27 protein-coding genes are annotated in these 26,306 nt (G+C 35.5%); 2 read left to right on the plus strand and 25 right to left on the minus strand.

What is annotated here, in order from left to right; genetic code table 11:
* Positions 1-44: 44 nt before the first annotated feature.
* The 21 genes from ACO6FI_RS08520 to ACO6FI_RS08620 form a co-directional block, all read right to left on the minus strand.
* On the minus strand, positions 45-929 hold the full coding sequence (locus tag ACO6FI_RS08520; RefSeq protein ID WP_485456967.1) for a hypothetical protein: 885 nt from the start codon (positions 927-929) through the stop codon (positions 45-47).
* A gap of 3 nt (positions 930-932) precedes the next feature.
* The gene (locus ACO6FI_RS08525; protein WP_485456968.1) at positions 933-1,403 is read right to left on the minus strand and encodes a hypothetical protein; all 471 of its coding nucleotides are present in this window, start codon (positions 1,401-1,403) and stop codon (positions 933-935) included.
* Between the two features lie 17 nt (positions 1,404-1,420).
* Positions 1,421-2,557, minus strand: a complete 1,137-nt coding sequence (locus ACO6FI_RS08530; RefSeq protein ID WP_485456969.1) for a magnetosome protein MamC family protein — start codon at positions 2,555-2,557, stop codon at positions 1,421-1,423.
* Positions 2,558-2,643: 86 nt separating this feature from the next.
* A complete protein-coding gene (locus ACO6FI_RS08535; RefSeq protein WP_485456970.1) occupies positions 2,644-3,288 on the minus strand; it encodes a YARHG domain-containing protein in 645 nt (214 codons plus the stop codon).
* 14 nt (positions 3,289-3,302) lie between these two features.
* Positions 3,303-4,313, minus strand: coding sequence for a hypothetical protein (locus ACO6FI_RS08540; RefSeq protein ID WP_485456971.1), 1,011 nt, complete (start codon positions 4,311-4,313; stop codon positions 3,303-3,305).
* A 12-nt stretch (positions 4,314-4,325) separates the two neighbouring features.
* Positions 4,326-5,495 carry a hypothetical protein gene (locus ACO6FI_RS08545; RefSeq protein WP_485456972.1) on the minus strand — a complete coding sequence of 390 codons (1,170 nt, stop codon included), beginning with the start codon at positions 5,493-5,495 and terminating at the stop codon, positions 4,326-4,328.
* Positions 5,496-5,510: 15 nt separating this feature from the next.
* Positions 5,511-5,777 (minus strand): hypothetical protein, encoded by a 267-nt coding sequence (locus ACO6FI_RS08550; protein ID WP_485456973.1) that lies wholly within the window; start codon positions 5,775-5,777, stop codon positions 5,511-5,513.
* A gap of 11 nt (positions 5,778-5,788) precedes the next feature.
* Complete coding sequence (locus ACO6FI_RS08555; RefSeq protein ID WP_485456974.1) at positions 5,789-6,607, minus strand: hypothetical protein; 819 nt, start codon at positions 6,605-6,607, stop codon at positions 5,789-5,791.
* 95 nt (positions 6,608-6,702) lie between these two features.
* Positions 6,703-8,016, minus strand: coding sequence for a hypothetical protein (locus ACO6FI_RS08560; protein WP_485456975.1), 1,314 nt, complete (start codon positions 8,014-8,016; stop codon positions 6,703-6,705).
* Positions 8,009-8,974 (minus strand): helix-turn-helix transcriptional regulator, encoded by a 966-nt coding sequence (locus ACO6FI_RS08565; protein ID WP_485456976.1) that lies wholly within the window; start codon positions 8,972-8,974, stop codon positions 8,009-8,011. The genes ACO6FI_RS08560 and ACO6FI_RS08565 overlap by 8 nt, the downstream gene beginning before the upstream one ends.
* A gap of 387 nt (positions 8,975-9,361) precedes the next feature.
* Positions 9,362-10,429, minus strand: a complete 1,068-nt coding sequence (locus ACO6FI_RS08570; protein WP_485456977.1) for an FMN-binding protein — start codon at positions 10,427-10,429, stop codon at positions 9,362-9,364.
* On the minus strand, positions 10,429-11,931 hold the full coding sequence (locus ACO6FI_RS08575; RefSeq protein ID WP_485456978.1) for a hemoblobin-interacting domain-containing protein: 1,503 nt from the start codon (positions 11,929-11,931) through the stop codon (positions 10,429-10,431). The genes ACO6FI_RS08570 and ACO6FI_RS08575 overlap by 1 nt, the downstream gene beginning before the upstream one ends.
* Before the next feature lie 116 nt (positions 11,932-12,047).
* Positions 12,048-12,494 (minus strand): NUDIX domain-containing protein, encoded by a 447-nt coding sequence (locus tag ACO6FI_RS08580; RefSeq protein ID WP_485456979.1) that lies wholly within the window; start codon positions 12,492-12,494, stop codon positions 12,048-12,050.
* A gap of 38 nt (positions 12,495-12,532) precedes the next feature.
* Entirely contained in the window at positions 12,533-13,156 is a 624-nt protein-coding gene (locus ACO6FI_RS08585) for a radical SAM protein (protein ID WP_485456980.1), read from the minus strand.
* An 8-nt stretch (positions 13,157-13,164) separates the two neighbouring features.
* Positions 13,165-14,106 (minus strand): membrane receptor RagA, encoded by a 942-nt coding sequence (locus ACO6FI_RS08590; protein WP_485456981.1) that lies wholly within the window; start codon positions 14,104-14,106, stop codon positions 13,165-13,167.
* Between the two features lie 16 nt (positions 14,107-14,122).
* Positions 14,123-14,908 (minus strand): ATP-grasp domain-containing protein, encoded by a 786-nt coding sequence (locus ACO6FI_RS08595; RefSeq protein WP_485456982.1) that lies wholly within the window; start codon positions 14,906-14,908, stop codon positions 14,123-14,125.
* 8 nt (positions 14,909-14,916) lie between these two features.
* On the minus strand, positions 14,917-15,255 hold the full coding sequence (locus tag ACO6FI_RS08600) for a hypothetical protein (protein WP_485456983.1): 339 nt from the start codon (positions 15,253-15,255) through the stop codon (positions 14,917-14,919).
* A 115-nt stretch (positions 15,256-15,370) separates the two neighbouring features.
* Positions 15,371-16,006 (minus strand): metal-dependent hydrolase, encoded by a 636-nt coding sequence (locus tag ACO6FI_RS08605; protein WP_485456984.1) that lies wholly within the window; start codon positions 16,004-16,006, stop codon positions 15,371-15,373.
* A gap of 15 nt (positions 16,007-16,021) precedes the next feature.
* Entirely contained in the window at positions 16,022-17,332 is a 1,311-nt protein-coding gene (locus tag ACO6FI_RS08610; RefSeq protein ID WP_485456985.1) for an McrC family protein, read from the minus strand.
* Positions 17,333-17,351: 19 nt separating this feature from the next.
* Complete coding sequence (locus ACO6FI_RS08615; RefSeq protein ID WP_485456986.1) at positions 17,352-19,130, minus strand: McrB family protein; 1,779 nt, start codon at positions 19,128-19,130, stop codon at positions 17,352-17,354.
* A gap of 15 nt (positions 19,131-19,145) precedes the next feature.
* A complete protein-coding gene (locus ACO6FI_RS08620; RefSeq protein ID WP_007593869.1) occupies positions 19,146-19,415 on the minus strand; it encodes a TIGR04076 family protein in 270 nt (89 codons plus the stop codon).
* 251 nt (positions 19,416-19,666) lie between these two features.
* On the opposite strand from ACO6FI_RS08620, the gene ACO6FI_RS08625 reads away from it, so the two are divergent.
* Positions 19,667-21,097 carry an AAA family ATPase gene (locus ACO6FI_RS08625; protein WP_485456987.1) on the plus strand — a complete coding sequence of 477 codons (1,431 nt, stop codon included), beginning with the start codon at positions 19,667-19,669 and terminating at the stop codon, positions 21,095-21,097.
* Positions 21,078-21,797: a hypothetical protein gene (locus ACO6FI_RS08630; protein WP_485457006.1), complete on the plus strand. Its 720-nt coding sequence runs from the start codon at positions 21,078-21,080 to the stop codon at positions 21,795-21,797. Before ACO6FI_RS08625 ends, ACO6FI_RS08630 begins: the two co-directional genes overlap by 20 nt.
* 25 nt (positions 21,798-21,822) lie before the next feature.
* On the opposite strand, the gene ACO6FI_RS08635 is transcribed toward ACO6FI_RS08630, so the two are convergent.
* The 4 genes from ACO6FI_RS08635 to ACO6FI_RS08650 form a co-directional block, all read right to left on the minus strand.
* On the minus strand, positions 21,823-22,668 hold the full coding sequence (locus ACO6FI_RS08635) for a Cof-type HAD-IIB family hydrolase (protein ID WP_485456988.1): 846 nt from the start codon (positions 22,666-22,668) through the stop codon (positions 21,823-21,825).
* An 8-nt stretch (positions 22,669-22,676) separates the two neighbouring features.
* Positions 22,677-23,534, minus strand: a complete 858-nt coding sequence (locus ACO6FI_RS08640) for a YitT family protein (protein ID WP_485456989.1) — start codon at positions 23,532-23,534, stop codon at positions 22,677-22,679.
* A 15-nt stretch (positions 23,535-23,549) separates the two neighbouring features.
* Complete coding sequence (locus ACO6FI_RS08645) at positions 23,550-24,164, minus strand: sugar O-acetyltransferase (protein ID WP_485456990.1); 615 nt, start codon at positions 24,162-24,164, stop codon at positions 23,550-23,552.
* Between the two features lie 121 nt (positions 24,165-24,285).
* On the minus strand, positions 24,286-26,160 hold the full coding sequence (locus tag ACO6FI_RS08650; RefSeq protein ID WP_485456991.1) for a heavy metal translocating P-type ATPase: 1,875 nt from the start codon (positions 26,158-26,160) through the stop codon (positions 24,286-24,288).
* Positions 26,161-26,306 lie beyond the last annotated feature (146 nt).

Genomic DNA, 26,306 nt, shown 5'->3' on the forward strand with positions numbered 1-26,306 from the left:
TTATTATACCATAGAATAATTATTTGTGATGATTATTTAATTAACTATATACTAGGGAAGCCATCTCCATCCACAAAATCACTTGAATTATATTCTTGTCTATTATTCCCCCCATCTGCACTAAAAAAAGCATCCTCTACACTTTTAATATAATATTCTTTTATATTCATATATTTAGGTGGTTCTGTAATAGGTACTTCTAATGACATATTTTTATATACTTTCATATCACCACTATTGTAATGTATACTTTCAACTCTTATATCATTAAACGCTGAAGTTATCTTTTTTATAAAACTTGTAACTATATCTATATTATCTAAAATATCACTTCCACTATAAGAATTTAAATCTAATGTATCAACTAATTTTGATAAAAATCTAGAATATTGTCTTCTACCTACAGGCGTATTTAATTCCCCGTGTCTAGGCATCCAAGTTTCTACCATATTGCATATTGTATACATGAAATTATCAGCTTTATTAAGATACTCCTCTATGTATTCTTTCTTCTCTTCTTCCTCATTCCTTTGCTGTTCTATTGCCACTTCAAATATATTATTGACATATGCATCTATTAATGTAACACAGAGATCATATGTTGAAAAAGCATTACTTGAGTCTATGCTGTTTTCTGACAAAATATTCTCTACAATAGAATTTTTATTAATATTCGGTCTTATCATCTCAGGAACAATGTAATAAGCATATAAAGTTTGCTCCATCACATTTGCCAGCATATCACTTCGTATATTTCCCAAGAATAACATTAACATTCCGGCTTCGTTATCACTTACCTCTAAGAGTTCTTTAAGTACGTTAAGAATAGTTACCCTGTTTTCCTTCAAGATTTCCTGCTCTTCCATCGCTCTGATAAGTATGTTCATTTTTCTATCATCTTTAACAGTTCTTAAATCAAGCTGAGACATTATCTAACACAATGAAACAAAGTTATTTTTGTTTCTGTATACACCTTGATTAACCTCTGTCACAAGCATATGATAACTATCTATACTTTCTATTTTCTCATTTAATTTTTGAGCAAAAGCACCTATCATCTGTTTGATTTCAACCTGAGATGCATATAATTCATTTATTCTGTTTCCAAGACCCAGTATAATCTCATGATTGATGCAATTTTGATTATATAGTTCACCTAATGCCTGTGTTACATATAGATTGATCTTGTCATGATTTTGCTGTATCTCTCTTTGTGTCATTTTATTTTGTCCTGTAATAGTGTATGACATTCTCTGAAACCAATCCTGGTTCTCAAGCATTGCTACCTTTGCGTCATTTTCTTCCATTAAGTCTGTCATACCTGCTATAATCACATTCAAATTTTGATTTGACCTTGATGCCAGAAACTGAATATCATTATTAGGTACAATTTGATTTTCCATCTCTTCTCCAATCTATTTTATATTGAATCATATAAGTTTTTTAATGCCTTATTTACTGCTCTATCTTTTTCCATTATTTTATTGTATATACCATCTTGTTCTGTTACTTTGTCAGCAAAACTCTTATATTCATCCGCTGCATACTCAAGTGTTTTCATAAACGGTACATACATACTTTCAAGTGATTGATAATATGTAGCTTCTCCTAAGATATTCTTATATTCTCCTCTTCCAAAACAAGGAGCAACTATCTTATCAACTCCTGCACTTATAGCAATTGCAATAGGAATTCCTACTACAGAAGTTACACCTGCCGCTGTAATTGCTGCGTTAACAGGTATCATTATACCGGCCGTAACTCCTGATGTAACTCCGGTTTCACCGCCGGACTTTAAAACTTCTGTTATATACTCATCCTCACTAATCTCACCATTTTTCATTTTTTTATATGACAAAACAGCTTCAGTTCCCATACCTATGACACAGCCTGTCAGCCCGGCCTTTGCCATAGTTCCTGCCACATTAGATATTGTATAGCTTGGTGTAGCACTGCCATTCTCAATACTCTTTTGCCTCTGAAGTATGTCATTCTTTATTTCATTATTGTCTTTAAAACTTTCTACTGTATATCCATTGTCACTTACCACATCTACCTTTTCCGCATTAGTAATAACCGTGACATCTTTTCCTGTATTTTGTAAATGTGGATTACTATTACTTGTATATGCCTTCATTTGATAGGATGATTCTTTGCCTGTAAGAAGATTCTTCTCAACTGCATCAATTGCCGACTGATTTGATACATCTCCTAAATCATATTTCTTAAATATATTCAATGGATTATGTCTTTGCTTTTGTACCCAATCAAATTCATATCCTTTCCCTTGAAGCTGTTTTTCCATCCACATTGCCTTGCCCGACCCTGATTTTATATAATCATTCATAGCTTGATTTGAGGAAAACATGCCCCCTCTTGCACTGCTATAATTCCTATTCATCCAACTCCAAAACTCTACATTACCTGCCAAATTATCACTTATAGCATTGCTACTAACGGCTGTCTCCAATACTCTTGCCTGTCTATTTGCAAGTAATTTAGCTGTATCATTAATTACTTCCAGCCATTCATCTTTATTTTCATCCACATTACTCATATTCACTCCTCAATATTGCTTTGTATATGTATTAAGTTATTATAACCCTAATACATATACAAAAACACCTATACAACAAATATTTTTTAACTGATAAGCTCTGAAAGGAACTTTATATTTTCCTTTTCATATTCATTTAATGTAGAACTTTCAATCTGACTGAACTCATCCGGAGTGTACAAAGGAGAATACCACGCCTTTGAATCAAAGTACTCCTGTAATTCCTGATTATTAAATGTTCTTCCGTGTCTGGCATAGATTTCGTTAAGGCCATATCTGATTTGATCAATATCAAGCCCCTCGACATCCTCCCGAGTCAAATACCTTGTATCGCTTTCAGGGAATATCCAATCGCTATTAGTTGTATCATTATCTTCATTAGCACCGGTACTGTCATCTGTCATCTCAGTCTCTTCAAGTCCTACATTATAATCTCCTACTTCTTCTGAGATGTCTGTAGATTCACTTGTCTCATCTGTATATTTCTCCGTAGTAGTTATCTCAATATCCTCTTCTGAATTTCTATGCTTTATTAATCCTAAAGGAGTACCAATAAAATAATACAGAACAAAAAGAGAAATCATAAAAGTTAAAAAGTATACAGCCGCAACCTTTGTATTATTTACAAAAAGCCTATTTCCGTACAAAATTTTATTAATAATACCACCAATAATTACAGCTAAAATCACACTAACCACTAATAGTGTAATAACAACAACTCCGTTAAGCATAATATTATACCTCCTTATGCTATATATTTATCCGTATGTTCTATCATACTCTTTATTTCACTCCTATTTACAACATTTAATCCTCTCGGCGTCCTTTTAGTCAGTTGTACTTTACACATGTTATAAAGAATAGTTGCATATAACACCGTAATCTCTACAGTCCTCTTTTCTTCTTCTGTAAAACTTGACCAGCTGTAGTCTCTTCTACGTTTAGTCAAATCAATAAGCCTTACCAGCTGTTTATTATACTTATTTGCTATTTTAGCCATATTATATCCGTACTTGTCAATTACCTCATTAAGCTCATCAAAAAAACTAATGAACTCTCGGGTCTGTGCTTCTGTTTTTTTTGCCTCCTGCATCGCAATATCAGCTGAATCACTTAATCTTTTGGCATTAAACTCCATCAACAATCCACCTGCCAAAAGTCCTATTCCTGCAGAGGAAGCACTAAGTACCGTACTTCCCAGAGCCATTCCACCACCACCTGATGCAAGACTTCCTCCACCCAGTGCCGACAGTGTCGCATTTGTCGCTGCGATACCTGATAGGTCAGAAATAGCAGTTCCGGTTGATGCTGTACACAGTACAGATACTGCTGATGTTGTAGCACCTGCCGCAGCAAAACCGCCTGCCACACCTGTGGCCATACTGCCTGCAATCCCCACCAGTAATGAAACATCTCCGGATGTTTTCTTTAATTCTTGTAGCCCTTTATTATCTAAGTTAAATGAAAACGATTCTATCTTTCTAAACTCAGGTCTCTCCTGTATTCTCTCAATACAATCACTGAATGTTTTAAAAGAATCTAATATTCTCATTTCCATTTTTCCAAGTTCATCCGCTGTGGCAACGGCTTTCTTACTATGTACTGCCAGCCTACATAAAGCATTGTTTTGGATCTTTTCAGCCTCTGAAATATAACCCTTTGAATCTTTTATTTTAACAGCACTATGCACTCCCAGTGTTGCTCCGGTAGCACCCGAAGCAACACCTAAAGCAAGTAATATAAATGGAATTGCCATTCTTTATTCTCCTTAACCACAGCCTACAATTTTATTAGTTTCATTTTTTATGTCATCTGCCTCCAAAATAATACTATCATGAACACTACTATCAAAACCCCACTTATTAACCATTGTTCTTCTAGTATCCTCTTTAATGTCATCATTCATATTAAGCTGTGATATTGCTGTTGCACCAGCTTGTAATGCTATCATGGGTTCATCAAAAAATAAATCTGCAATATTCTTAGGGTGATTGATTGACGGTTTTAAAACCATTTTTTTTCTTATTCTATATGGGTCATTTTTAGCCATCTCGTCTATTCTAATTCTCAATTGATTTACATCTATCTGTGGCATACTTGGTTCCAAATTTTTCAACATAGCACGTGATAACATCAAGTACTTAAGCTGTTCATCAATAACAGTATCATATATCTCTTTATTTTCTCTAAGTATCTCTCTCCCTTCAATATTCCCATATCCCAATAAATTATAATATTGTAACAACCTATCTTCATTTTCAACTGTATCCCCATATTTACATGCATATAATACATATAAAAAGTACGCGAGATTTTCTTTTATTGTCCCACTTTCATTGAGATTAAATATTGTAAACTCACTTTCAAATATATCTAAGTTCTCTACAGAAATATCTAGTAATCTCATGCGTCCATCATTTGATAAAGGAAATGAATTTCTTATTTTATTAAGCTCTTTAACTTCCAATTGAATATTCTTTGCTGAAAGATTATTCCTATCCTCATTAGCATAAGCAAGTAATATAAGATACATTTGTTCAAAGCAATTATACTTTTCTCTTTCTGAAGTCCATTTCTGAATTCCTCTGGAAAGTAATTTTATTCCGCCTTCTACAACAAACCCTTTAATAAAGCCGTGATTTCTTCTTTCAACCTGTTTTTCCCATGCTTTATCAGATGTTGTCAATGTCCGTTTAATACCACCAAATATTTTATTTTTACCATATTGTTCAGTGTACATCCTATTAACATCATTTTGAGCATATATTGTTCCTAAATACTCAGCTATTCTATCTATTCGCTCTGTATTAGAACTAATTAAGCTAGCTATTTTGCCATAAACAGTAACTCCATTAGCTGCAGCAAAGTTTTCCTGAAATGTTCTAGACACACCAATACTGTTACTCACATATCTACTATCTCCATAAATACCTTCCATAAATACCTCTGCAATCTATGATCTAAGTTGCTTCTCCCAATTGCTACGCTCTGCCTCCAGTCTTTCTATTTCTTCGGAATTCGTGAAGCTACCCAAAAACTCTCCCTTTAATTTATTTATTCTATTATTTATTCTAATAATCTCATTGCGTGCTTTTTCATTGTTTCTACTTTTTTCTATTGATGATTTTGCAAACAAACCTAATGCCCCTAATGCCCCTGCTATAAGTAAATCTCCAGTTGTCTTATCCTTATTAATGTCATCTCTTGAATGATTTGCCATATTACCTACCTCTACCTTTCAAATATAATGTCTTCATAACCTTCGAGCACATCAACATATTCTTCAATGTATTGATTGTGATCATTATTAATATATTCAATATTATGTACCTTATCAGATAATCTCAAAAAGTATCTCTGATTTCTTAAATTCTTAAACTCATAATTATCTAACAAAATGCATGTATCTCCCTTTAATAGAACTTCATTATAAAATTCTAAATAAGCACGCATAATTGAACCCACATCTATCTCTAATTCTTTTTCTATAAATAACTGAGTTTTAACTGCATTTTCTATTGCCTCAATACATAATCTAATCCCCCTCATATTAGTGTCAATTACTTTCTCATTTAATCTCGCTTTTGCCAAAAATACAAGTCTTGGCTGGTTATCTATACTTCGTATTTCCTCTATCATCTGTTCCGTATATGATTCCAATGTGCCAATTACATCATCCAATTTACATCTTGCTATCTTGTAATCTTCAAGCTTCAATTTAGGGTTATCCTGTGCCGATTGAATTAGCCTCTTTATCCCTTTTAGTACACCAAGTTCCTTGCTAATTTGAAGTCCCTTTATTGACTGAATTTGTGTACTAATACTATCAAATGCTTCAAAAAAAGATTTTATAAGAAAATCTGCCATCTTATCAGGTTTATAAAGTTCATATTCCTTTACTAAAGATAAGACTGCTTCATCATCTGTATATCTTTCAAAAGGGATCTCAAATATTTCTTTCATTCCAATCGGTAAAACATCTTTATCTAAAGACTCCATTTGTTTACACGCAATTTCTAACAGCTTCTTTGCAGAATTACTTTTCTTCATTTTTCTTACTATTGGCTATATAGCCATATCTCTCCTTTATTATTATCAACCATAACCATCTTATATAAAATAAATACTACATATACTCCTCCTCTCTATCTAAACACCAACCTGTTTCCTCTATCACTCATAAACTCATTAAAGTCTCCTTTCCAAGGCAATTCATAGCCTTCTTTGCTACAAAAAGCAGCCAAGATATTTCTAAGTTCCTTTTCATCTGTAGCGTTATTTATCTTTACATCTAGTGATGAAAAGCTTTTTATATTACTTAACATAGCGTCCATATCATACTGTTTTGCTTCTGCTAAATATTGCGATAAGGCAATGTTTATTCGCCTCATTGAATCCAGTTCTCGCTCCAATGCACCTGTCAGCCCAAACCTGATGCCAAGCTCTCTAATTATAAGTTGAATCAATCTAAACCATGCAATAATATTAAGCTGAGTAAAGAATAGCACCCAGTTCCCACCTGATTTTACTCCGGCAGATATTCCGTCCAGACAACATAATGTTCCCGAGCCTACTAATAGCATTATTCTCAGCTTCTCACTTCTAATATTTGGTATACACTCTGCAACAGGTCTTTTATCTACATAGTGATGTCTCACTGCCCAACAAAATTTTATTGCTAAATCTGTGAGTATTACCGGAATTGACATTGCAAGTCCATACCTAAAATCATATCCTTCTTGAAATGTTCGAATTGCTATTGTAGCCAAATCCTGCCTATCTTTACCGACATCAAATTTCCCGATTTTACATAACTGAAACAGTTCAAAAAATGGTATTACAATGCCTGCACCTCTACCTCCTTGTCCTCTGCTTCCGGAACTGCCTGCAATATCTGACATAATATGACCTATCCAATTTACAATACCGCAAAATAGCTTTGATACAAAATTATTTCCTCGCAACTCAAAGCTTTTTGTATTTATCGAAATTACTTTTCCATCAGCAATAAATGTCGATGTAGCTGTAAACTGATTCAAAATTGAAAAGAATAAACCTACAATGTCGGGAGAATGCCCCAAACTCATCATATGATGGTTTTTTGTAGTCATATTGAATATTCCGTCTACATCCATAGTATGCCTTTGGTCATAATTTACTCGAAATTTTTTCTCTAAAAAGCCTATAGCACTTGCTATATTGTTTTCTTTTCCCTCAGCCGGTTCCCAACCAACTAACTTGGCAAAACTCTTTACCGCATTATCAACCTGACTATCCATCCAACTTACTAAAGCGCTATCTTTAGGTGAACCAACCATAAAAATATCTATCATTCCACCTATGACACCACATCCGACAGCTATAAGATAATCGTATTTATCACATTTATCTTTTAATAAAAGCAGTTCTTTATTACTGTCAAATTTTGCTTTGTTAAAATATTTATTATCATCAACCATTTTTCTCCCCTATCACCCTCACATTCTCTCCCTGGCTCCTCAGCCACATATCTATGCCGTTGCCGAATGCCTCAGCTCTTATTATGTACTTGCCGTCCTTTTCGCTTTCTATCTTTGCTGTGGGTAGGCGATCAAGTATGGCATCGACATCGTAGCCGCTGTATTCAAAGCGTATTCGTTCAAGCTTGCCTCCATACATGAATTGGATTCGTTTTCTGAACTCACCCTCTTCAAACCTGTCCTTATACGGTATCCTAAAGCACTCATCCAAGACTTTATAGTCTTTTATCCTATCCACTCTGTAGATAGTGGGATAAGTATTGTCAAGAAAATCATGGCTTTCTCTAAAGTCTTTATCATCTATAAAAGCTGTTATATAAAAATAATATTCTGAAAATATTATTCCTACAGGCTGTACTTTTCTTTTCACTACCATCTTATCCTTGGTGCGTTTATAGGATAACTCTACAAGCTTACTGCTTTTGATTGCCTGACCGATATCCCACAGTGTATCTAAGAAATGCTTTCCATGTTTCAAATCTATATAATGGAAAAGTTCATTTCCTATCAGCTCATTTACAAGATTCTTATTCTCCTTTGGTACACAGCAGGCTATCAGCTTTTCCAATATTCCCTGCATCTCATCCTTTGGAAATGCTCTACTGTCTAACAGAATCTTACACACCGCCAAGGTTTCACTGTTGTTAAGGCAAACATTTTGTTTTGTTTCTATCTTATATCCGCCCTTTTTTCTGTCATATACTACACAACTTGTAGTGCCGTATGTTGCTACATCTGAGTGAAAGAAATTCCTTATATCTTCAATATCTCTTTGAATTGTCCTTTCATCCACTCCATAGTTTATAGCCTCCTCATTTTTTCTGAGCGTCTCACCGCTTGTCAGTTTTGAATACATCTCAAGTACCCTTGAAATCTTATCAAACTTACCGTCTTTCATATTTTTTCTCCTTATGCCCTTACTATACACTCTTACACGGACATATTTTGTCATTGTATTAAAAAATATTATTTTTCTCAAAAAAAGCAGAGAGAACTAATATCCCCTCTGCTTTTACCACTTCTCTATTCCTTATATCCATAAGCCCGACAAAAAGGTATTTTTAATACAATTTCTATATTGGTTCGGTACCATAAAGCTTATACCGCAACCTATATATTCTTAAATATATATTAACTTAATGACATTTTTCTTTATTTTACATTATTTTTTATTTTCTTTCAACTTGTAAATTCTCTTAAATTTATTAACCTGATTATGTTTTTACTTTCAAACTTTTATAAATTTTGACAACAAAAAAAGCCCCGGTTTCCCGAGACTTTGGTTTTATTCTTTTGCACTCTCAAGTGCTTTTGCTACTGCATTTATGATACCTTTGGAGCTGTGAGTCGCTCCGCTTACGGCATCCACTTCTGTGGATTGTTTTTCTATAATCTGTGGGATGACATCCTTGGTATCTATCAGATACTCCTCATCATCTCCTGTATCAACTATATTTATTTCAGATATCTTGCAGCATGAGACTGTAACGGAAACTGTCATCTGACCGCTGTATCCTGTGGCACTGCCCTCATAAGTTCCGTCCTTATAGGCTACATCAGAACTTGCTTTTGTACTTACATTCTCTTCTGTAGTCACATTCTCTTTTTGAGTTTTTGAACCTTTGAATCCCATTACGGCAATCGGTATATACAGTGCACAAATCAAAACCATGAAGAGGATACACAGCACTCTTTGTTTCTCATACTTCTTTGCTCTGCATATAAGATAGGCAATATATATAATCGCATATACGGTAAGGTCAAATAAAGTGCTTAGATGTCCCTTTGCTATGGATATGCTGAATATCATTGATATATGTATAAACAGCAGTCCGTAAAATATATATGAAAGTCTTTGTAATGACTTCCACTTCTTAGGGTTCATCTTCTTCCTGATAACCATAAATGATGTTAAAGTAAGCGGAATCAAAAGTACAATCATAACAAGCGACAATACAGCCGCAAATATTCTAGGTGCATCCAAATCCGAAATCTTTGTAAACAAAGCTACAAAGTAGTTCTTACCATATGATATATTGTGGATAAGTGTAAGAAGCGCCGCTATAATTGCCATCTCACCTCTGGTACGGAGAAGCAGTCCTCTAAGCTTTGCCGCAGGACATACCGAAGCCACCATAACCAGGATAAAGAGGGCACCCGCCAAGGTGCCTCTCGCCAATATATTTTTTACAAGATAATCAATTACAAACGGTAATCCCTTCTTCGGTGCCAATACAGACAGGACACTTATTATAATCGTCGCTATATAAAATAATGTTGCATGTTTTTTTATAGGTTTTTCTAAGAGGTAGAAAAAGACCAATACTGTTATCAGACATGCGATAAGTCTCATTACTTTGTTACCTCAAATGTCAAGTCAGGATATCCGTCGGCACTGAGCTCAATCTTATATGTTCCCGCATCCTTGAATACAGGCTCATCCTTACCGTCATTGCTGTATTTTGCATCCAAATTTATGCTTCCGTCTTCATTGAATGCCACTTTTCCGAACTTTCTTCCCTTGCCGCCCTTATACTCTGTATCATTTACCTTTGCAGATGTGGTAGCATTCAAGTATTCTTTTAATGTAAGTCCTGCTTCATTTTCATCAAGCTTAAGTGCGTTGTTCTCAAAGTGGAACTTATCTGCTGTAAGACCTGAGTTGATTGTAGCTGTAAAGCTCAAATCCGCATACTTGTCATTTGTAAAGATGAACTGATACTTACCCGGTACAAGCTCCTTCGGAAGATTAAGTGTTCCGTTCTCATCCTTTACATTTGCTATATCAACATCTTTATTTCTTGATACAATTCTGCCTAAAGCATACTTACTGTCGTCCGATGTTACTGTATAGTGAATCTGTGTACCGTCTTTGCTGTAGTTTGCACTCTCATCGCCTTTTATACTGTAGTTTTCAGGTGCCAAAAGCTTACAGAAAAGATCCGTATCTATCTCTATATCGTCTGCGTCCTTTAACAGATATGTAATCTTTGAGATTGTCTGTCCCGGAATATCCTGATAACGAAGATATGACTGAACATTTCCATGGTTCTCTGTAAACGGTGCAGCTGCAAACGCAAGCTCTGAAGGTGTAAGCCAAATATTCTGAAGATGCTCAAGGCCGTACTTCTTACCTTCTTTGGTCTCCATTACAACACCCTGTACATTGCCTACTTCAAGTTCCAAATCCTTTATATCTATCTCATAGTTTCCGTACTTTGATGTGGTGGTGATCTCAGCCTTTGAATCATTCTTTACAGTGTTTCCGACTGTCTTTGAGAATGTTCCGTCTGAATTAAGCACTTTGTACTCTGCAGGTGTAGTATCTGTTGTCTCTGTCATCTCACCTACAAATGTAAGCAAAGGATTTGTAGACTCTTTCTTTTCCTCTATTGCCTTCTTTGCCGCCTCATAAAGAGATTTTGAAATAGCTACGTTCACCTCTGTTACTCCGGTAATTTTTGAGCCGTCTCCTTCAACTTCTGAGACTGCACTTGTATACTTTGCCACTTTCTTATTTGTAGCTGAACTTACAGCATCGTAATTGCCTTCATTTCTTATACTTGCAGCCGCATCCGGTGCATCAAGCTTCGGTGTAAGCTTTGCAGGATCTGCCTCAGGTGCTATATCGTTAATCTCACCATAGTAATAGTCTGCATATGGAATATTTATCTTTGCATATACATAATCCTTATTGCTGATGTCAGTCTTGCTCTCAGCGCTTGCCTCAGACTTACTCTCAGTCTGTGCCGAAGTACTTTCTGCTGATGAGGATATATCTGCCGCTTTTCCACATCCTGTTATCATAAGTGCCAATGCTGCCGGTGCCAATATAGTTAGATATCTCTTTCTCATAAATCCTCCAAAAAATAATATATGTTAGCAATTCCTAACCTTGCCGATACAGTATTACATATAATAACTATATTGTCAATTATTTTTTATAAGTTTAACCTAACCGATAGATATCATCACATTAGCTTGCCTTTGTACTTGCCGTCTTTTATTCTAAAGAAGAATTCACTGTATAAATCCGTATCAAATATTTCCAACAATTCTTTCATATTCCAAATGAGATTGACACTGTTAATTTCGGCTCTGTCTATCCAAAAGACACGGCCTTCATCGGAGGATTTCAACTCTCCTGTGAACTTATGTGTTTTATACAGCAGTACAACATACCTTGTGCCGTCTTCCTGTATCCAATCCTTAAAGCCGCAAACCTTGGGATTTTCTATAGTAAGACCCGTCTCCTCCTTCATCTCTCTGACTACCGATTCAAGTAGCGACTCCCCTTCTTCCACATGACCTCCCGGAAATACAAGTCCCTTTGTACCCACCTTTTCCTGTACAAGTACCTTATTACCGTCACATATAAGGCACATATTTGTCAGCTCTATTTCTGATTTTCTGCTCATTTTAATAATTTCCTTTCACAGTTCTATATAAGTATAAACTATATTTTCTTATACTCAAATACCTCAGGTTCTATTGACATATTTTCTCTTATCCACTCTACAGATTTTTCCACATCGTATGCAGAATTATAACCTGATATTTTCGGTACTCTTATATGTATTTTCTCTGCTGAAATCTTATTTCCAAGTCTAAGCAGATTCTTTAGCATATTTTGATTGCTTATACCTGTATACTTTTTATATATATCATTATTGATATCCTTTATATCTATAATCCACTCGTCCATATCATAAAGTACAGGTTTTATATAATCCCAAGGCACATTGAGTGAAGTTTCTATTCTCCTTGCCCACCTGCCATCTGCCAAAGTACATATTTTATGTATAAATTTTGAATGCAGCAGCGGTTCACCTCCGCCAAAGACCATTCCGCCGCCGCTCATCAGATAATATATTTCATCTTTCTTCAGTATATCTATTACTTCATCAGGAGAAAACTTTGGATACTTTACAACCTCAAGTTGTTGCTTTGTCCTGTGACAGCCTTCATTTATACAGTATTTACACTTTAACGGACATTCAAAAAATGCCACCAAGGTTGATACTCCCTTTCCGTCCGTGCCCATTCTCAGTCTCGAAATCGACATAATCTCATCAAGCATAATCCCTCCTACAACTCAAATCTCGGTATTTTTTGTTTTTCTTTAGGTATCTTTGAGAGCTCATCACTTAAATACTTCGCTTCCTCATCACATTTGTCACAGGTGCCTGCGCATGGTCCCACATGGCTGCATTCCTCACTGCTAAATTCTATATTGTTCATAGCGGCAAGTTGCTTTCTGTAATCACGTAACATATCGCATATTTCCTTTCCGTCTATCCTTGCCACCAATCTGTCTATTTTATCATCAAAAAACAATCTGACAGGTGCCTCACCCTCCATTTTATATCTGTCTTTCGATTCTATACTATTATCTCTGATTTTCTGAAGAATATTCCGTACACCAACTCCCTTATCCAAAGGTATATATTTTCTTGAAGATAAATCAAAGTAAGATGCCTCTTCTATCTTCGGTATTTCCTCTATCAATATAGGTAACAACTCATCGTAGTATGCTCTTATTTGCGCAAGTGTATCTTCCATACTCTTAAATCCGTTATTTAAGTATTTTGTGGTATCCACATAGCAAACAGATTTTAGTTTTGATAAATCCGACAGCAACTCTTTATGCACCTTAACTCTTTTTTCACCCTCAAAGTACCATGCCGGACTTGCCAAAAGGTGCAAATTCACACGACAACTGTTATTTTTTATTACCAAATACGGGTATAAACTTTCTATGCTGTTATCTGTCAAAAATAATACATCTTCACAAACTCCAATCATCTGAAGCAGCCTGTCAAGTTCCGACTCGAGGTTTTTATATACAATGCTGCCCACTCCCATACTCATACCAAGTCCAAAGTATTTTTGCGGGCAGATAAAGCTGTTATACTCATCAGTACTCTTCGCCCCTCCAAGCCATACCACCGTAACCAAGTCTTTATACTTTTTCAAAACAGGATTCCAAGGATTCCAAAATAATCCTGAATCTGTAATTATTATTTTCATTATTACTCTTCCTTATTTAAAAGTGATACTCATCTTTTACACCTGTTAGCTGACTCCACCTTGCTGAAATCAGCTTAGCATAATATATACACTCCAACCCGTAGCAACCAAGCGAATATGCATCATTAAGCTCTACCAATAATGTCTTATTGTCTTTTGTAACACATATGTCCATACTGCAAGCCGCCGGTCTTTCCTCCCATTTGTTGAATGATTCCAACATAGCCTCTAAAACTTTCTCATCATAATGATACATATAGCTTTTTCTTTTAGGGTCAAGCAGTACTCCATACGGTCTTACATCTACAATCCTATCGTATGTAATAAAGCATCTCCACTCTGCACATATATCAAGCGGCTCACTTACAAGCACCTCATAATTTTCATAACAGTTTCCACAGCCTACCAGATCAGATATACTGCTTATTATCTTTCCTACAAAGGCCTTTCCCCTTATGGGCTTGACAAAATATCCTGCCGACCACTTTTCTTCATTAGATGAGATACTGTCTATAGTATCTTTCCAAATATTTCTACCCAGAAAATGCCTTAGAATATCCGGATAGTCGGGAATATCTGGCACAATACCGAATTTTAAAAATATACTTTTACATTGGTCAATATAATCTAAAACAATATCTTCTCTTTTAACATTGTCATATATCTCATCTATCTTTTGATACGGAACTATCTCCGCCCCAAGCTCCCTAAACCCGTACATAGCGTTTGCAATATTGTAGCTGTGTGGAATGAACATCTTCATCCCGCTGTCGTATCTTGTTTTCAGATAAACTTTTCCCATAATCCCTCCTACAACTCAAATCTCGGTATCCTTTGTTTTTCCTCAGGTATCTTTGAAAGCTCATCGCTTAAATACTGCGCTTCCTCATCACATTTATCACAGGTACCTGCACACGGTCCCACATGGCTGCATTCCTCACTGCTAAATTCTATATTGTTAATAGCGGCAAGCTGCTTTCTGTAATCACGAAGTTTTTTGCAAACATCCTTTCCGTCTTCTCTTGCAACAGGCTTATCTGCCTTACTCTCTTTATCAAAATGATCGGGAATATATACTATACCTGACAATATAATTTGATCCTTCGGTATCACTTCTTTTGTTTCATTGTATTTTTGCTCTTTCCACATACTCTACCTCACATTTTTTTATATATTCTTATAACACATTATATAAAAGAAGCTGTACGTTAAAAATGCCTTCTACTTACAAAATAAAAAGACACCGCTTCGGATGTCTTTAATATCAATGTATTATACTAAATATATGCATTGCTGTAGTTTGCACCGGTCTTGATGTAAGTATGAGCAAAAATACAGCAATATTTGATATATGAAATAAAAGCTTATTTACAAGTCCGTTTGCCGTACACAGACGAAGTGCAAAGCCTTTTCCTAAAGGCCAAAATATCTTTTCTCTCTTCCCGTTGAACGCATCAATCACCATATGTGATATGAAACCTACAAAAAAGTACGGTGTAATATCGGGAAAGATAATATAAGTAAAAAAGCCAAGACCAAGCAACGCCGCAAATGAATGCATAAACGACCTGTGCGGTTGCCTCATTCCGAATGCACATATACCCAAAAATGCCAACACTCCCACGATAATACGTGCAATATTGCTGTCTGCCATCAATCTGTTATATATTCCTACATGAAATAAGGCGTCTGCCACCACTACCCCAAAGATACTAAGTCCTGCCAATCCGATAATGTGATCAACCTTATTATGTGCATCCGACGTTCCGACATCTATATCACTGATAATTCCTCCAAATCCCGCTATTGCAGTCCCTGCAACAAGCATCGACAGACTTTGCGGTCTGCAGGCAATAAGCCCTGCCGCCACACCGACTGAAAAATGTGTTTTACCTAACATAAGTACCTTTCCATTTTATAAGCTGTAAATGTAATTTTTTAATTTATCTTCATTAACCTTAATCTTATCTACAAAATCTGAGTAACTGTCGGCATATTGTGGGACTTTAAGTCCATACTTTAATACATATGTGTTATCTCTTTGTTTAACATTATCTTCATATGTCAAACCTCTGTTTACAGTCAAAGTCTTAATATTATTATCTAAAGCTTCAGGATATAAAAAAACTCCCCTTTTAGAATCAAACCTCAACATATATGCAAGCATCTGCAAATAATCTTTGTTCCCTATATTATCTATAGGCTTATACTTTGCATCTGCTATTACCCTATTCTCAATATCTTTTCCTATAAAATCCGGATAAACCATACCAATATTACCTGAAAACAGATACTGCTTACCTATACCCTCCTTGTTCATCGGATGATAGAAACTGTCTCCTATAAGCAGATTAATATACTCTTCAAAAAGCCAAGCCCCATCAAATAAAATCCCATACATCTTTCTACCTGAACCCTCAAAACTGTACTTTTCCTTTTTTAAAATAAGTATACATAACTTTTGAAGCTCCCTATACTCACTATAGTATGCATGTCTCACTGTTTTTTGTCGGTTTTTTTCAATAACAGATGCCTTATCCAAATACCCGCGGCTTGACTTCAGTATTATATTTACCTCTTCTCTTACTTTTCTTAACAGCCTGTTTCCATATGACTTTGACTTTATATATTCTATTGTATAACGAATAAGTTCGGTCAAATAATTATCAAATGAATATTCTCTCTTTGTATATGCAATATTCCCAATAAATAGGCTGTTCTCCTTTATATGCCTGTCTACATCAACCTTTCCCCTGATATTTTTATCATTGTACTCATTACAAATATAACTCTTGAATATACCTTTTCTTATAGCTTTCTTTAAATAATAGGGAAATAAAAAAACTAACAGCATAAAAAGTTTTTCATCTTTACTTATCTCGGTTGACAAACTTACAAAATTCGGAATATCTAATACTCTCTCAAGTAAATATTGCAGAAAATAATCCTTATCACCGATGCTGAATCTTGACTCTATCTCCAAGTATTCATTTTCTATACCCAGATAGCCCATCACATTGCCTGTAGCAAAGCTGTCTTTATACTCCTTCAGTATTATCTGATCTTTATCTAAATCTCTTGTATATTTTAGAGATTCAGGAAAAACAAATATGCTTTCTTCTAACTGACTTAATGTTTTATTTGCAATTCCGGCTGTAATACCTTGTACTCCGATAAACTTTTCTTTTGATAAACATTGATTGTCCTTTATATTCAGCCTATTCATAAGCTTTACTCTGTCCTAACTATACATAATATGCCGCTTTAAATCTTTGCATAATATCTTCTTCGTTATATAATCCGTGTACATACTCATGCAGCAAAGGTCTGATATAATCTTCCCAAAGCTCATCAAAACTCAATTCCTTAAGTTTTAAAAAATATGATGCACCAATCTGATAATTTTCATTCAAGTCTTCTACCTTTAATATCTCTTCATTTAAACTGTCCATCTTTTTAACGGCTTCACTCTTTAAGTCATTATCTCCTAAACAGTCAAGCATATATTGAGTTTCTTTTACTTTAATCTCTATAAATCTGAACCTTCTACGCATTGCGAAGTCTATAGGCTCTACAGACCTGTCTATATCATTCATTGTCCCTATTATATATACATTCTCAGGTATATAAAACTTTTCTGCTTGATTTACATGCATATTTGAGTACTGTGTAGCTACAGAACCTGCAGGTCCTCTATATCCCGGATCTATTGTAAAAAATAACTCTCCAAGTATTTTTGATATCTCACCACGATTGATTTCATCTATTATAAAAATATAGTTTTTTAACTTCTCACTATTCATATCTGCATCATTTAATTTGATTTGTTTTGACTTGATTTCTTTAAACAATGCGAAATCATATGAATATCCCTGTGTAGCAAACTGTTTTCCGAAAAAATTTGTAATATCACTTATTTTATTAAATTCAAGTCCTGATTCAAGCATAGCTCTAATCTCACCAATATTTAAAACAAGCTTATTTGCTGTTTTATTTCCCGGAATTTCAATATAAATACGATTTTTTTCTTCGTCAATATCAGCTATAGTGAACTTATTTCCTGTTACTGTCTTAAATGAAGTTTCACCATATTCTATACTGTCAAAGAAAGCTTTCATCTGCGTTTGTACAGATGCCTCCTGTTCAATAGCCTTTCTTGACTTTTTAGAAGATTCAAAATTTCTCCTCGCCTTATCTGTAAAGCTTTTAAATATTCCGTCATACAGTTCAAAACCCATAGTCCCGTCTTCATTCATCTTAGGTCTTAGTCCCTCAACAAAATCCGAATAGTCATAACTTGGATGAAACTGAACAAACTCAATCTGTTTCTTCTGTTCATCTGTCAACTCTGTATAGTTATCTGTAGCTCCGTCGCTTACAATATCTGCTGCAATCTGCTTTGCCAAATATGACTTTCCTGTGCCCGGAGCACCCCTAAATATAATATTCTTTGATGTAAGCAATGTCTTTGAGTATGGATTCTTGATTTCATTTACTACACTCTCACTGTAAATTTGATTTTTTTTCTGCTCTGCTTTTTCCATATATTCCAATACAAATTTATCTCCCGTTTTCCCAAAACGCTGCAAACATTCCTTTGCAAATATTATTGTTGAAAATATAAAATATGAATATAAGAAAAAAACCGCTCCGCTATTGCTTTTATATTCTACACATTGTTCAAATTTTGTATTTTTTATAAAATCTTCTTTGGTGCTGTAAATTCCTTTTAACAATTCACCATTATTTTGACGATATATCGGAAAGTTCTTTTTCTCAGACTCCGACAGCTTCTCTATTTTTTCTTCAAATATTTGAAACACTAATCTTGGCAAAGTACGATTAGTTATATTACTCTCCTTAGCATTTGGTTTTCTTCTTATCTTCTCACCGTTTTCAGACTCAAAATATACATCTTCCGGTCTATAGTTACAGCCTGAATCTAAGTTAGACATCGTGAATCTCTTATCTGTTGATACAATTTCATCTTTTGTTATTGTTAGTATAAATCTATCCTGACCCATATCTACCTCCAACAGTTACTTTTCCATCTCCGCCTTAAAAACTAAAATAACATCCGCGTCGGAGCAGCAAAATTCGGCACAGCCCTCAGGTTGTCCGGGGAGACTTCCGCCATATCTTAAAATATCTATATACGGGAAAGCGCAGTGCATTGCCATAGGACAAATCTTTCCTCTGTCCTCGTCATAGTCAAACACTTCTCCGACATGGTGTCCTCTATGGCAACCCATCTTTCCTCTTCTGTCTGTAATAGTAATTTTTATCTTAGGTCTTTTTCCTCTGTTCATATATACCTTCCTCATCTTTTCTATATCATCATACTGTGTTCTATTATATACTATATCTCTAAAAAAGGTTAGCATTAATCATATCAGTAAGCACTTATATTTTTTGTGTATCTTGTTTTATTTTTGATTGTTAAATAATGAACAGCATTTTTGATACATTTAGTATCTATCTCTTGGCTTAATTGACTTTTTTGGCTGCTATGATATACTTATTACATAAGAAGAGAAATACACATAACAGGAGGCATTCTATGATGGAATCCATAGTTAGGATGGTAGATTTTAAAATTACAAATTTTAAAAATGTTAATAACGGATCTCTAAATCTAATAAATAAGAGGAAAAACTTCAGCTCAAGTATCCTCGGACTTTACGGTCAGAACGGATCCGGAAAGACAGCTTTAATTGACGCCTTTCAGATCTTGAAATTATTACTTTGTGGCAGGCAGGTCCCCGACAAATATGCCGACTATATCAATGTTAATTCAGATTGTTCCAAATTTCATTTTCATTTTCAGATTGATGCAGGTAATAACGGAACATATGAAGTTTATTATGACTTCTCCTTAAAAGCTGCCAAAAGTATTGTAGAACCGAATATGCCTATAGGTGATACTGCCACAACAATAAAAGCTCAAATATATGATGAAGTCATAAGCTACTCATTTACAAGTGATACTCTAAAAATGCGAAAAAGTATCTTCATCGACACATCTTCAGAGGGTATATTCTCACCTGCCGGCAAATATGAGCTTCTCTTTGGTAAGGATAAAGAATTAAAGAAAAACTTATTACTTTTGAAGGCTTTAACCTCCAACTCATCACAATCATTTATTTTCTCAAGAGAATTTTTACAAAATCTACGTAATAAGAAAAATGATGAAAAAGAAACCGACAGTATATATTCTCTTCATAAATATATTTTGGACCGATTGGTTTACTATGGCAACTGTGAACTGTTCATCATTGAAACATCCAATAGCGGAGTATTAAGTCTGAATGTTTTACCTATTGCATTTAGATACAAGAACGGAAATAATGGCGCAGTAGGTAGCCTTGCATTACAGTTAAACGGACCAAGTGAAGTCCCTGAGGATACCTTCATTATGATAAATGATATTATAAAGAACATGAATACGGTACTTACACAAATTGTACCGGGACTTACCATAGGTATAATGGACATGGGTCTGACTGTGTCTGCCGACGGTGTTAAAAGTCATTCTTTCCAACTTATGTCAAATAAAAATAATAAACAAATTCCTTTATGCTATGAATCGGAGGGAATCAAAAAGATAATATCAATACTCCAACTTTTTATAGTTATGTATAATGTATCTTCTATTACTATAGCTATTGATGAACTGGACTCAGGTATTTTTGAATACTTACTTGGAGAACTGCTGCGAATATTATCGGAAAAAGGTAAGGGACAGCTTATTTTTACATCGCACAATCTAAGACCTTTGGAAACTATTGACCGTGGATTTATTGCCTTTACAACAACAAATCCTGACAACAGATATATAAGATTATCTAATATAAAAGAAAATAACAACTTAAGAGATTTCTACTTCCGTGATATTGTACTTGGTGAACAGAATGAAGAAATTTATGATGTAACCAATAACTCGGAAATAGCCCTTGCATTCAGAGAGGTCGGTGATATCATTGGCTCGTAAGAAAATCGTTTTTATTATTGTAGAAGGTCCGTCTGATGACGAAGCGTTAGGTGTTATTTTTAGCAGACTTTATGATAAACAATCAGTACATGTAGAAATAACACATGGCGATATAACGTCTGATGATAAAAGTAATCCTAAAAATATAGTTATTAAGGTTTGCGAACTTGTAAAACAATATTGTGAAAACAACCATTTTAACAAGAAAGACTTTCTGGAAGTCATTCATATAATGGACACCGACGGAGCATATATAAGCGATGATTATATTATTGAAAATGAATCTGTAACTGATAGACCTCTATACTCGCTAACCGGCATAGAAACAAAGCACCCTTCAGATATTAAAAATAGAAATCATAACAAAAGTGCTAATATGGATCGTCTACAAGCACAAAAAACGGTTTGGTCAAACATTCCGTATCACGCATACTATATGTCATGTAATCTTGACCATGTACTGTATAATAAACTAAACAGTACGAATAGAGATAAAGAAAAAGACGCCTTAACTTTTGCCTGTAAGTATAAGGATAACTTAGATGAATTTTTAAGTTTCATATCTGACTCCGACTTTTCAGTATGCGGCGACTACAAAGAATCGTGGAACTTTATAAGACAAGATTTAAACTCACTCAATCGGTATTCAAATCTTTGCATATGCTTAAAAGATATAAGAGAATCAAGAAATGCAACATAATAATAAAGGAGGAATCTGATTCCTCCTATTTCTCCCACTCAAAAAGCTTCTCTATCACATTAACGATGCCGTCTTCATCATTTGACTTTGTGATGTAGTCTGCGGCTTCTCTTACCTTGTCCTGTGCGTTTGACATAGCCACTCCTATGCCTGCCGCCTTTATCATTGAAAGGTCGTTGAATCCGTCTCCGCAACAAATCAGATTGTCGACACTCTTTCCAAGCTTTTTTACCATACCGGTGAGGGTACTCGCCTTGTCTATACCCACTTCAGTCACCTCAAGGAAATAAGGCTCGGAACGAACAATATTCAACTTGCCTTCCCAGTATTTTTTCATTTCTTTTTCAACCTTTGCAAGATAATCGCCGTCCGCAGTCATCAGACATTTGATTATCGGGAATGTAATCTGCGGAGTCAAAGGGTTTACCTTTACTCTGATAAAATGATTGATGGTAATCTCCAACATATAATACTGCTCATCTATATCAAGCGCATATGCCTTGTCACCGTTGTATGTCATAAGGTTGATGCCGAACTCGTTTGCCTGTTTTTCAAGTATCGGCAGGTACTCATGTGTCAATTCCTTCATAAAAAGTTGCTCATTATTCTTACAATCCAAGAAACAACCGCCGTTATATGAAAGTATATAACCGCCCTTTTTATCAAGTTCCAGTGTCTTTGCTACAGGCATCACACCGAATGTAGGTCTGCCTGATGCAAGTACCACGGTTCCGCCTGCATCTATAAATCTGTCTATGGCTGCCTTTGTATTTTCAGTTACCTGCTTTTTTGAGTTGGTCAATGTTCCGTCAAGGTCAAGTGCCAATACGGCGTCCGCTACTTTTATCTTCTTTTCTTCAAATATATTCATATCTCACCTTATAAATGTCTGAATCCCTCTCCTGCAACCTCATTTGAATCAATTATTATAACAAATGATCTCGGGTCCAATTTCTTTGCAGCCTGACGTACTGTATGTACTTCCTTTACTCTGCAGGCGCACATAACCACATCTCTCTCTTCATCGGTATAGCTTCCCACAGCCTTAAGATATGTGGAACCGCGGTCAATAAGACTTGCTATTTCCTTTGCCATATCTTTAGGCTTGTCACATATAATCATAATAAGCTTACCTGCCGTAAGTCCGTCCATCGCCTTATCAAGCACCGTAGCAACAAGATATGCAATAATAAGTCCGTATATAAGACTGTTTACATTCTTTGATACAAGTGCAACTCCAAGTACAATTATACAGGAGTCTATTACAAGCGCTATCTTTCCAAGTGAAAAATGTGGGAAGAAGTGATGAATAAGCACCATTATAAAATCCGCTCCGCCTGTCGATGAATCCCTCATAAATATAAGTGCATAGCCTGTTGCGGAAATAACTCCCGTACATATGGCTGCAAGTATATACTCTCCCTGATACGCCGGCACAAACTTTGCAACAATATCAATCATTATTGATGTTATAATAATTGACTTGATTGATTTTAATAAAAACTTTCTTCCTATCTCCCTATATGAGATTATAGCAAAAGGTATATTAAGTACTATAGTTCCTATACCTACCGGCAAGCCGAAAAGCTGATACAGTATCAGTGCAAGTCCTGTAAATCCCACCATCGGAAACTTGAACGCGGCTGCAAAGCAGTAAGTTCCTATTCCCATAAATATACCTGCAATAATATCCACCAGGATATCTATTGACCACTCTTTTAATATTTCTTTGTTCATCTTATTTCCTATCTGTCAAAATAATTCTTTCTTATATTTTATTGAATCTTTTTCATTTATCTCTCTGATGACCTTACAAGGATTGCCTGCCGCCAGACTGTTTGCAGGTATATCCTTAGTGACCACACTTCCTGCTCCTATCACACATCCCTCTCCTATTGTCACTCCGCCTGTTATCACTACATTTGCGGCAATCCAACAGTTATCACCTATACTTATAGGCTTTGCATACTCATCGTCATAGGCTGTTTTATCATCCTTAAACTTTATATTCCTCTCCTGCCACCTTAACGGATGCATCGGTGTCATAAGACTGCAGTTCGGACCGAAAAATACATTACTTCCTATATTCACAGGGCATACGTCAAGCACTGTAAAGTTGAAGTTTGCATAACAGTTTTTGCCGAAGCTTGTAAAGATACCGTAGTCAAAATAAATAGGACCTTGTAAATAAAGTCCCTCACCTTTACTTGGTATCAGCTCATCTATAATAGTATTCCTCAAATTATCATCTTCAAATAATGTGTTGTAATGCTGTGAAAGTCTATGTGCCTTTGTCCTCAATATTATCAGCTCTTCATCTGTAGGGTCATATATCTTTCCTGCAAGCATCTTTTCTTTTTCGCTCATTTTCTCCTCTTTATAACAGTATTTGATTATCGGTCTCATACAAATATTTAAGTTTTGACCACGTACCATTATATACTAAATCATAAAAAAAAGGCAGTCCAAAAATGGACCGCCTACTTTTTTATATATAACCTTTCCACCTAAGCAGAAGTGAAGAATTTATTATAACCGCTATAGAACCTGCATTGTGTACCAATGCTCCCACTATAGGGTTTAGGATACCTGTAATTGCAAGCACTATTGCAATGAAGTTTAATCCCATTGAAAATGACATATTTAACTTGATTGTGTTCATCATCCTCTTTGAGAGTGACAACAGATGTGGAAGTTCTTTCACCTCATCATCCACAAGCGCTATATCCGCAGCTTCTATAGCTATATCACTTCCGATACCGCCCATAGCAATACCTACCGTAGCTCTTTTAAGTGCAGGTGCATCGTTGACTCCGTCACCGATCATACAAACCGAACCTTTTAATTTTTCCCTGTTATCAATAAAGTTTAACTTATCCTCAGGCATACACTCCGCACAATGCTCGGCTATATTAAGTGCATTTGCTATGGATGCGGCCGCATTTACATTATCACCTGTAAGTAAAACAGGACTTACTCCTATTTCATTCAGGGTTTCAATCATATTTTTGCTTTCACTTCTCAATGTGTCTGAAAGCACCACATAACCTGCAAACTTTCCGTCTATTCCGATATAGATTACAGTACAGCCTTGATTATCATACTTTTTTGTATCCGCACAGTCTACAGATATCTTATTGTCATTCATGAGCTTTTTGTTTCCTGCAATCACTCTCTTGCCGTTTATGACAGAAGAAACTCCTCTGCCTACAGTCATATTAAAATCTTCGTATTTGTATATGCTGTTTGAAAATTTTTCCTTATATGAGTTTACAATCGCCTTTCCTATAGGATGCTCTGAAAATGTTTCAGCTGCACAGGCATATAAGAAAATATCTTCATCCGAAAACTCATTATCTGTGCTCTTATACTCGGTTACACTAAGCTTTCCCTTTGTAAGCGTTCCGGTCTTGTCAAAAGCAACAGTATCAACCTTTGACAATCTCTCAAGTGCATCGCCCTCTCTTACCAAAAATCCGTGCTTAGTCGCATTACCTATGGCCGCCATAATGGCTGTCGGTGTAGCCAGTACCAATGCACATGGGCAAAATACTACAAGTATTGTAACAGCTCTTATTATCTGTCCTGTAAAAAGCCATGTAAGTACCGCTGCCGACAATGCCACAACTACAATCCATGTCGCCCATTTGTCTGCAGTACCTACAATCTTTGCCTTGCCTGCATCTGCAGACTGTACCAGCTTTATCATTCTTTGGATAGAGCTGTCTTCTCCCACCTTTGTGGCTTTCATTTCAAATACGCCGAACTGATTTATTGTACCGCTTGCCACCTCATCACCGACACTCTTATCCACCGGTACAGACTCACCTGTCACTACAGACTGATCTATTGATGTCGTACCTGATACCATAACACCGTCAACAGGTATACTCTCACCCGGCAACACTCTTATAATCTCACCTTTTTTCACTTCGTCCGCATCTTTTATTCTTTCAATACCGTTTTCAATAACTCTGGCGGTCTTAGGTGTAAGCTTCACAAGCTTTTCTATACCTGCTCTTGCCTTGGCAACTGTTATGTCTTCAAGTAATGCTCCAAGTTGCATGATGAAGGCTACCTCTCCTGCTGCAAAATCCTCTCTTATACAGATAGCCGCAATAAGTGCAAGAGATACCAATACATCCGCTTTTATATCAAACTCCGTTGTAAGTCCGATTATCGCTTCAAGTATTATAGGAACTCCGCAAAGTATAACGGCAATCCACGCCAAATTAAAAGGTGCTTTTATCCATCCTGTAATACTGAGTAAAAGTGCCTCCCCTGATATGCAAAGGAATATAATGTCTTTCTTTACTCCTCCAAAATCCATAAGGTCTTCTATTTTGCTCATAAACTCTTTCATATAAGCCTTCTTTCAAACAATTATTTTATACCTATAGGGGTATATGTTTTATGTTTGCATTATACCTATAGGGGTATATGTTTATCAAGAGTTTAAAATAAAAAACCGATATCTAATCTTAACAACTAAATATCGGCCTTATATGC

Source organism: Lachnoanaerobaculum sp. (assembly GCF_057250505.1).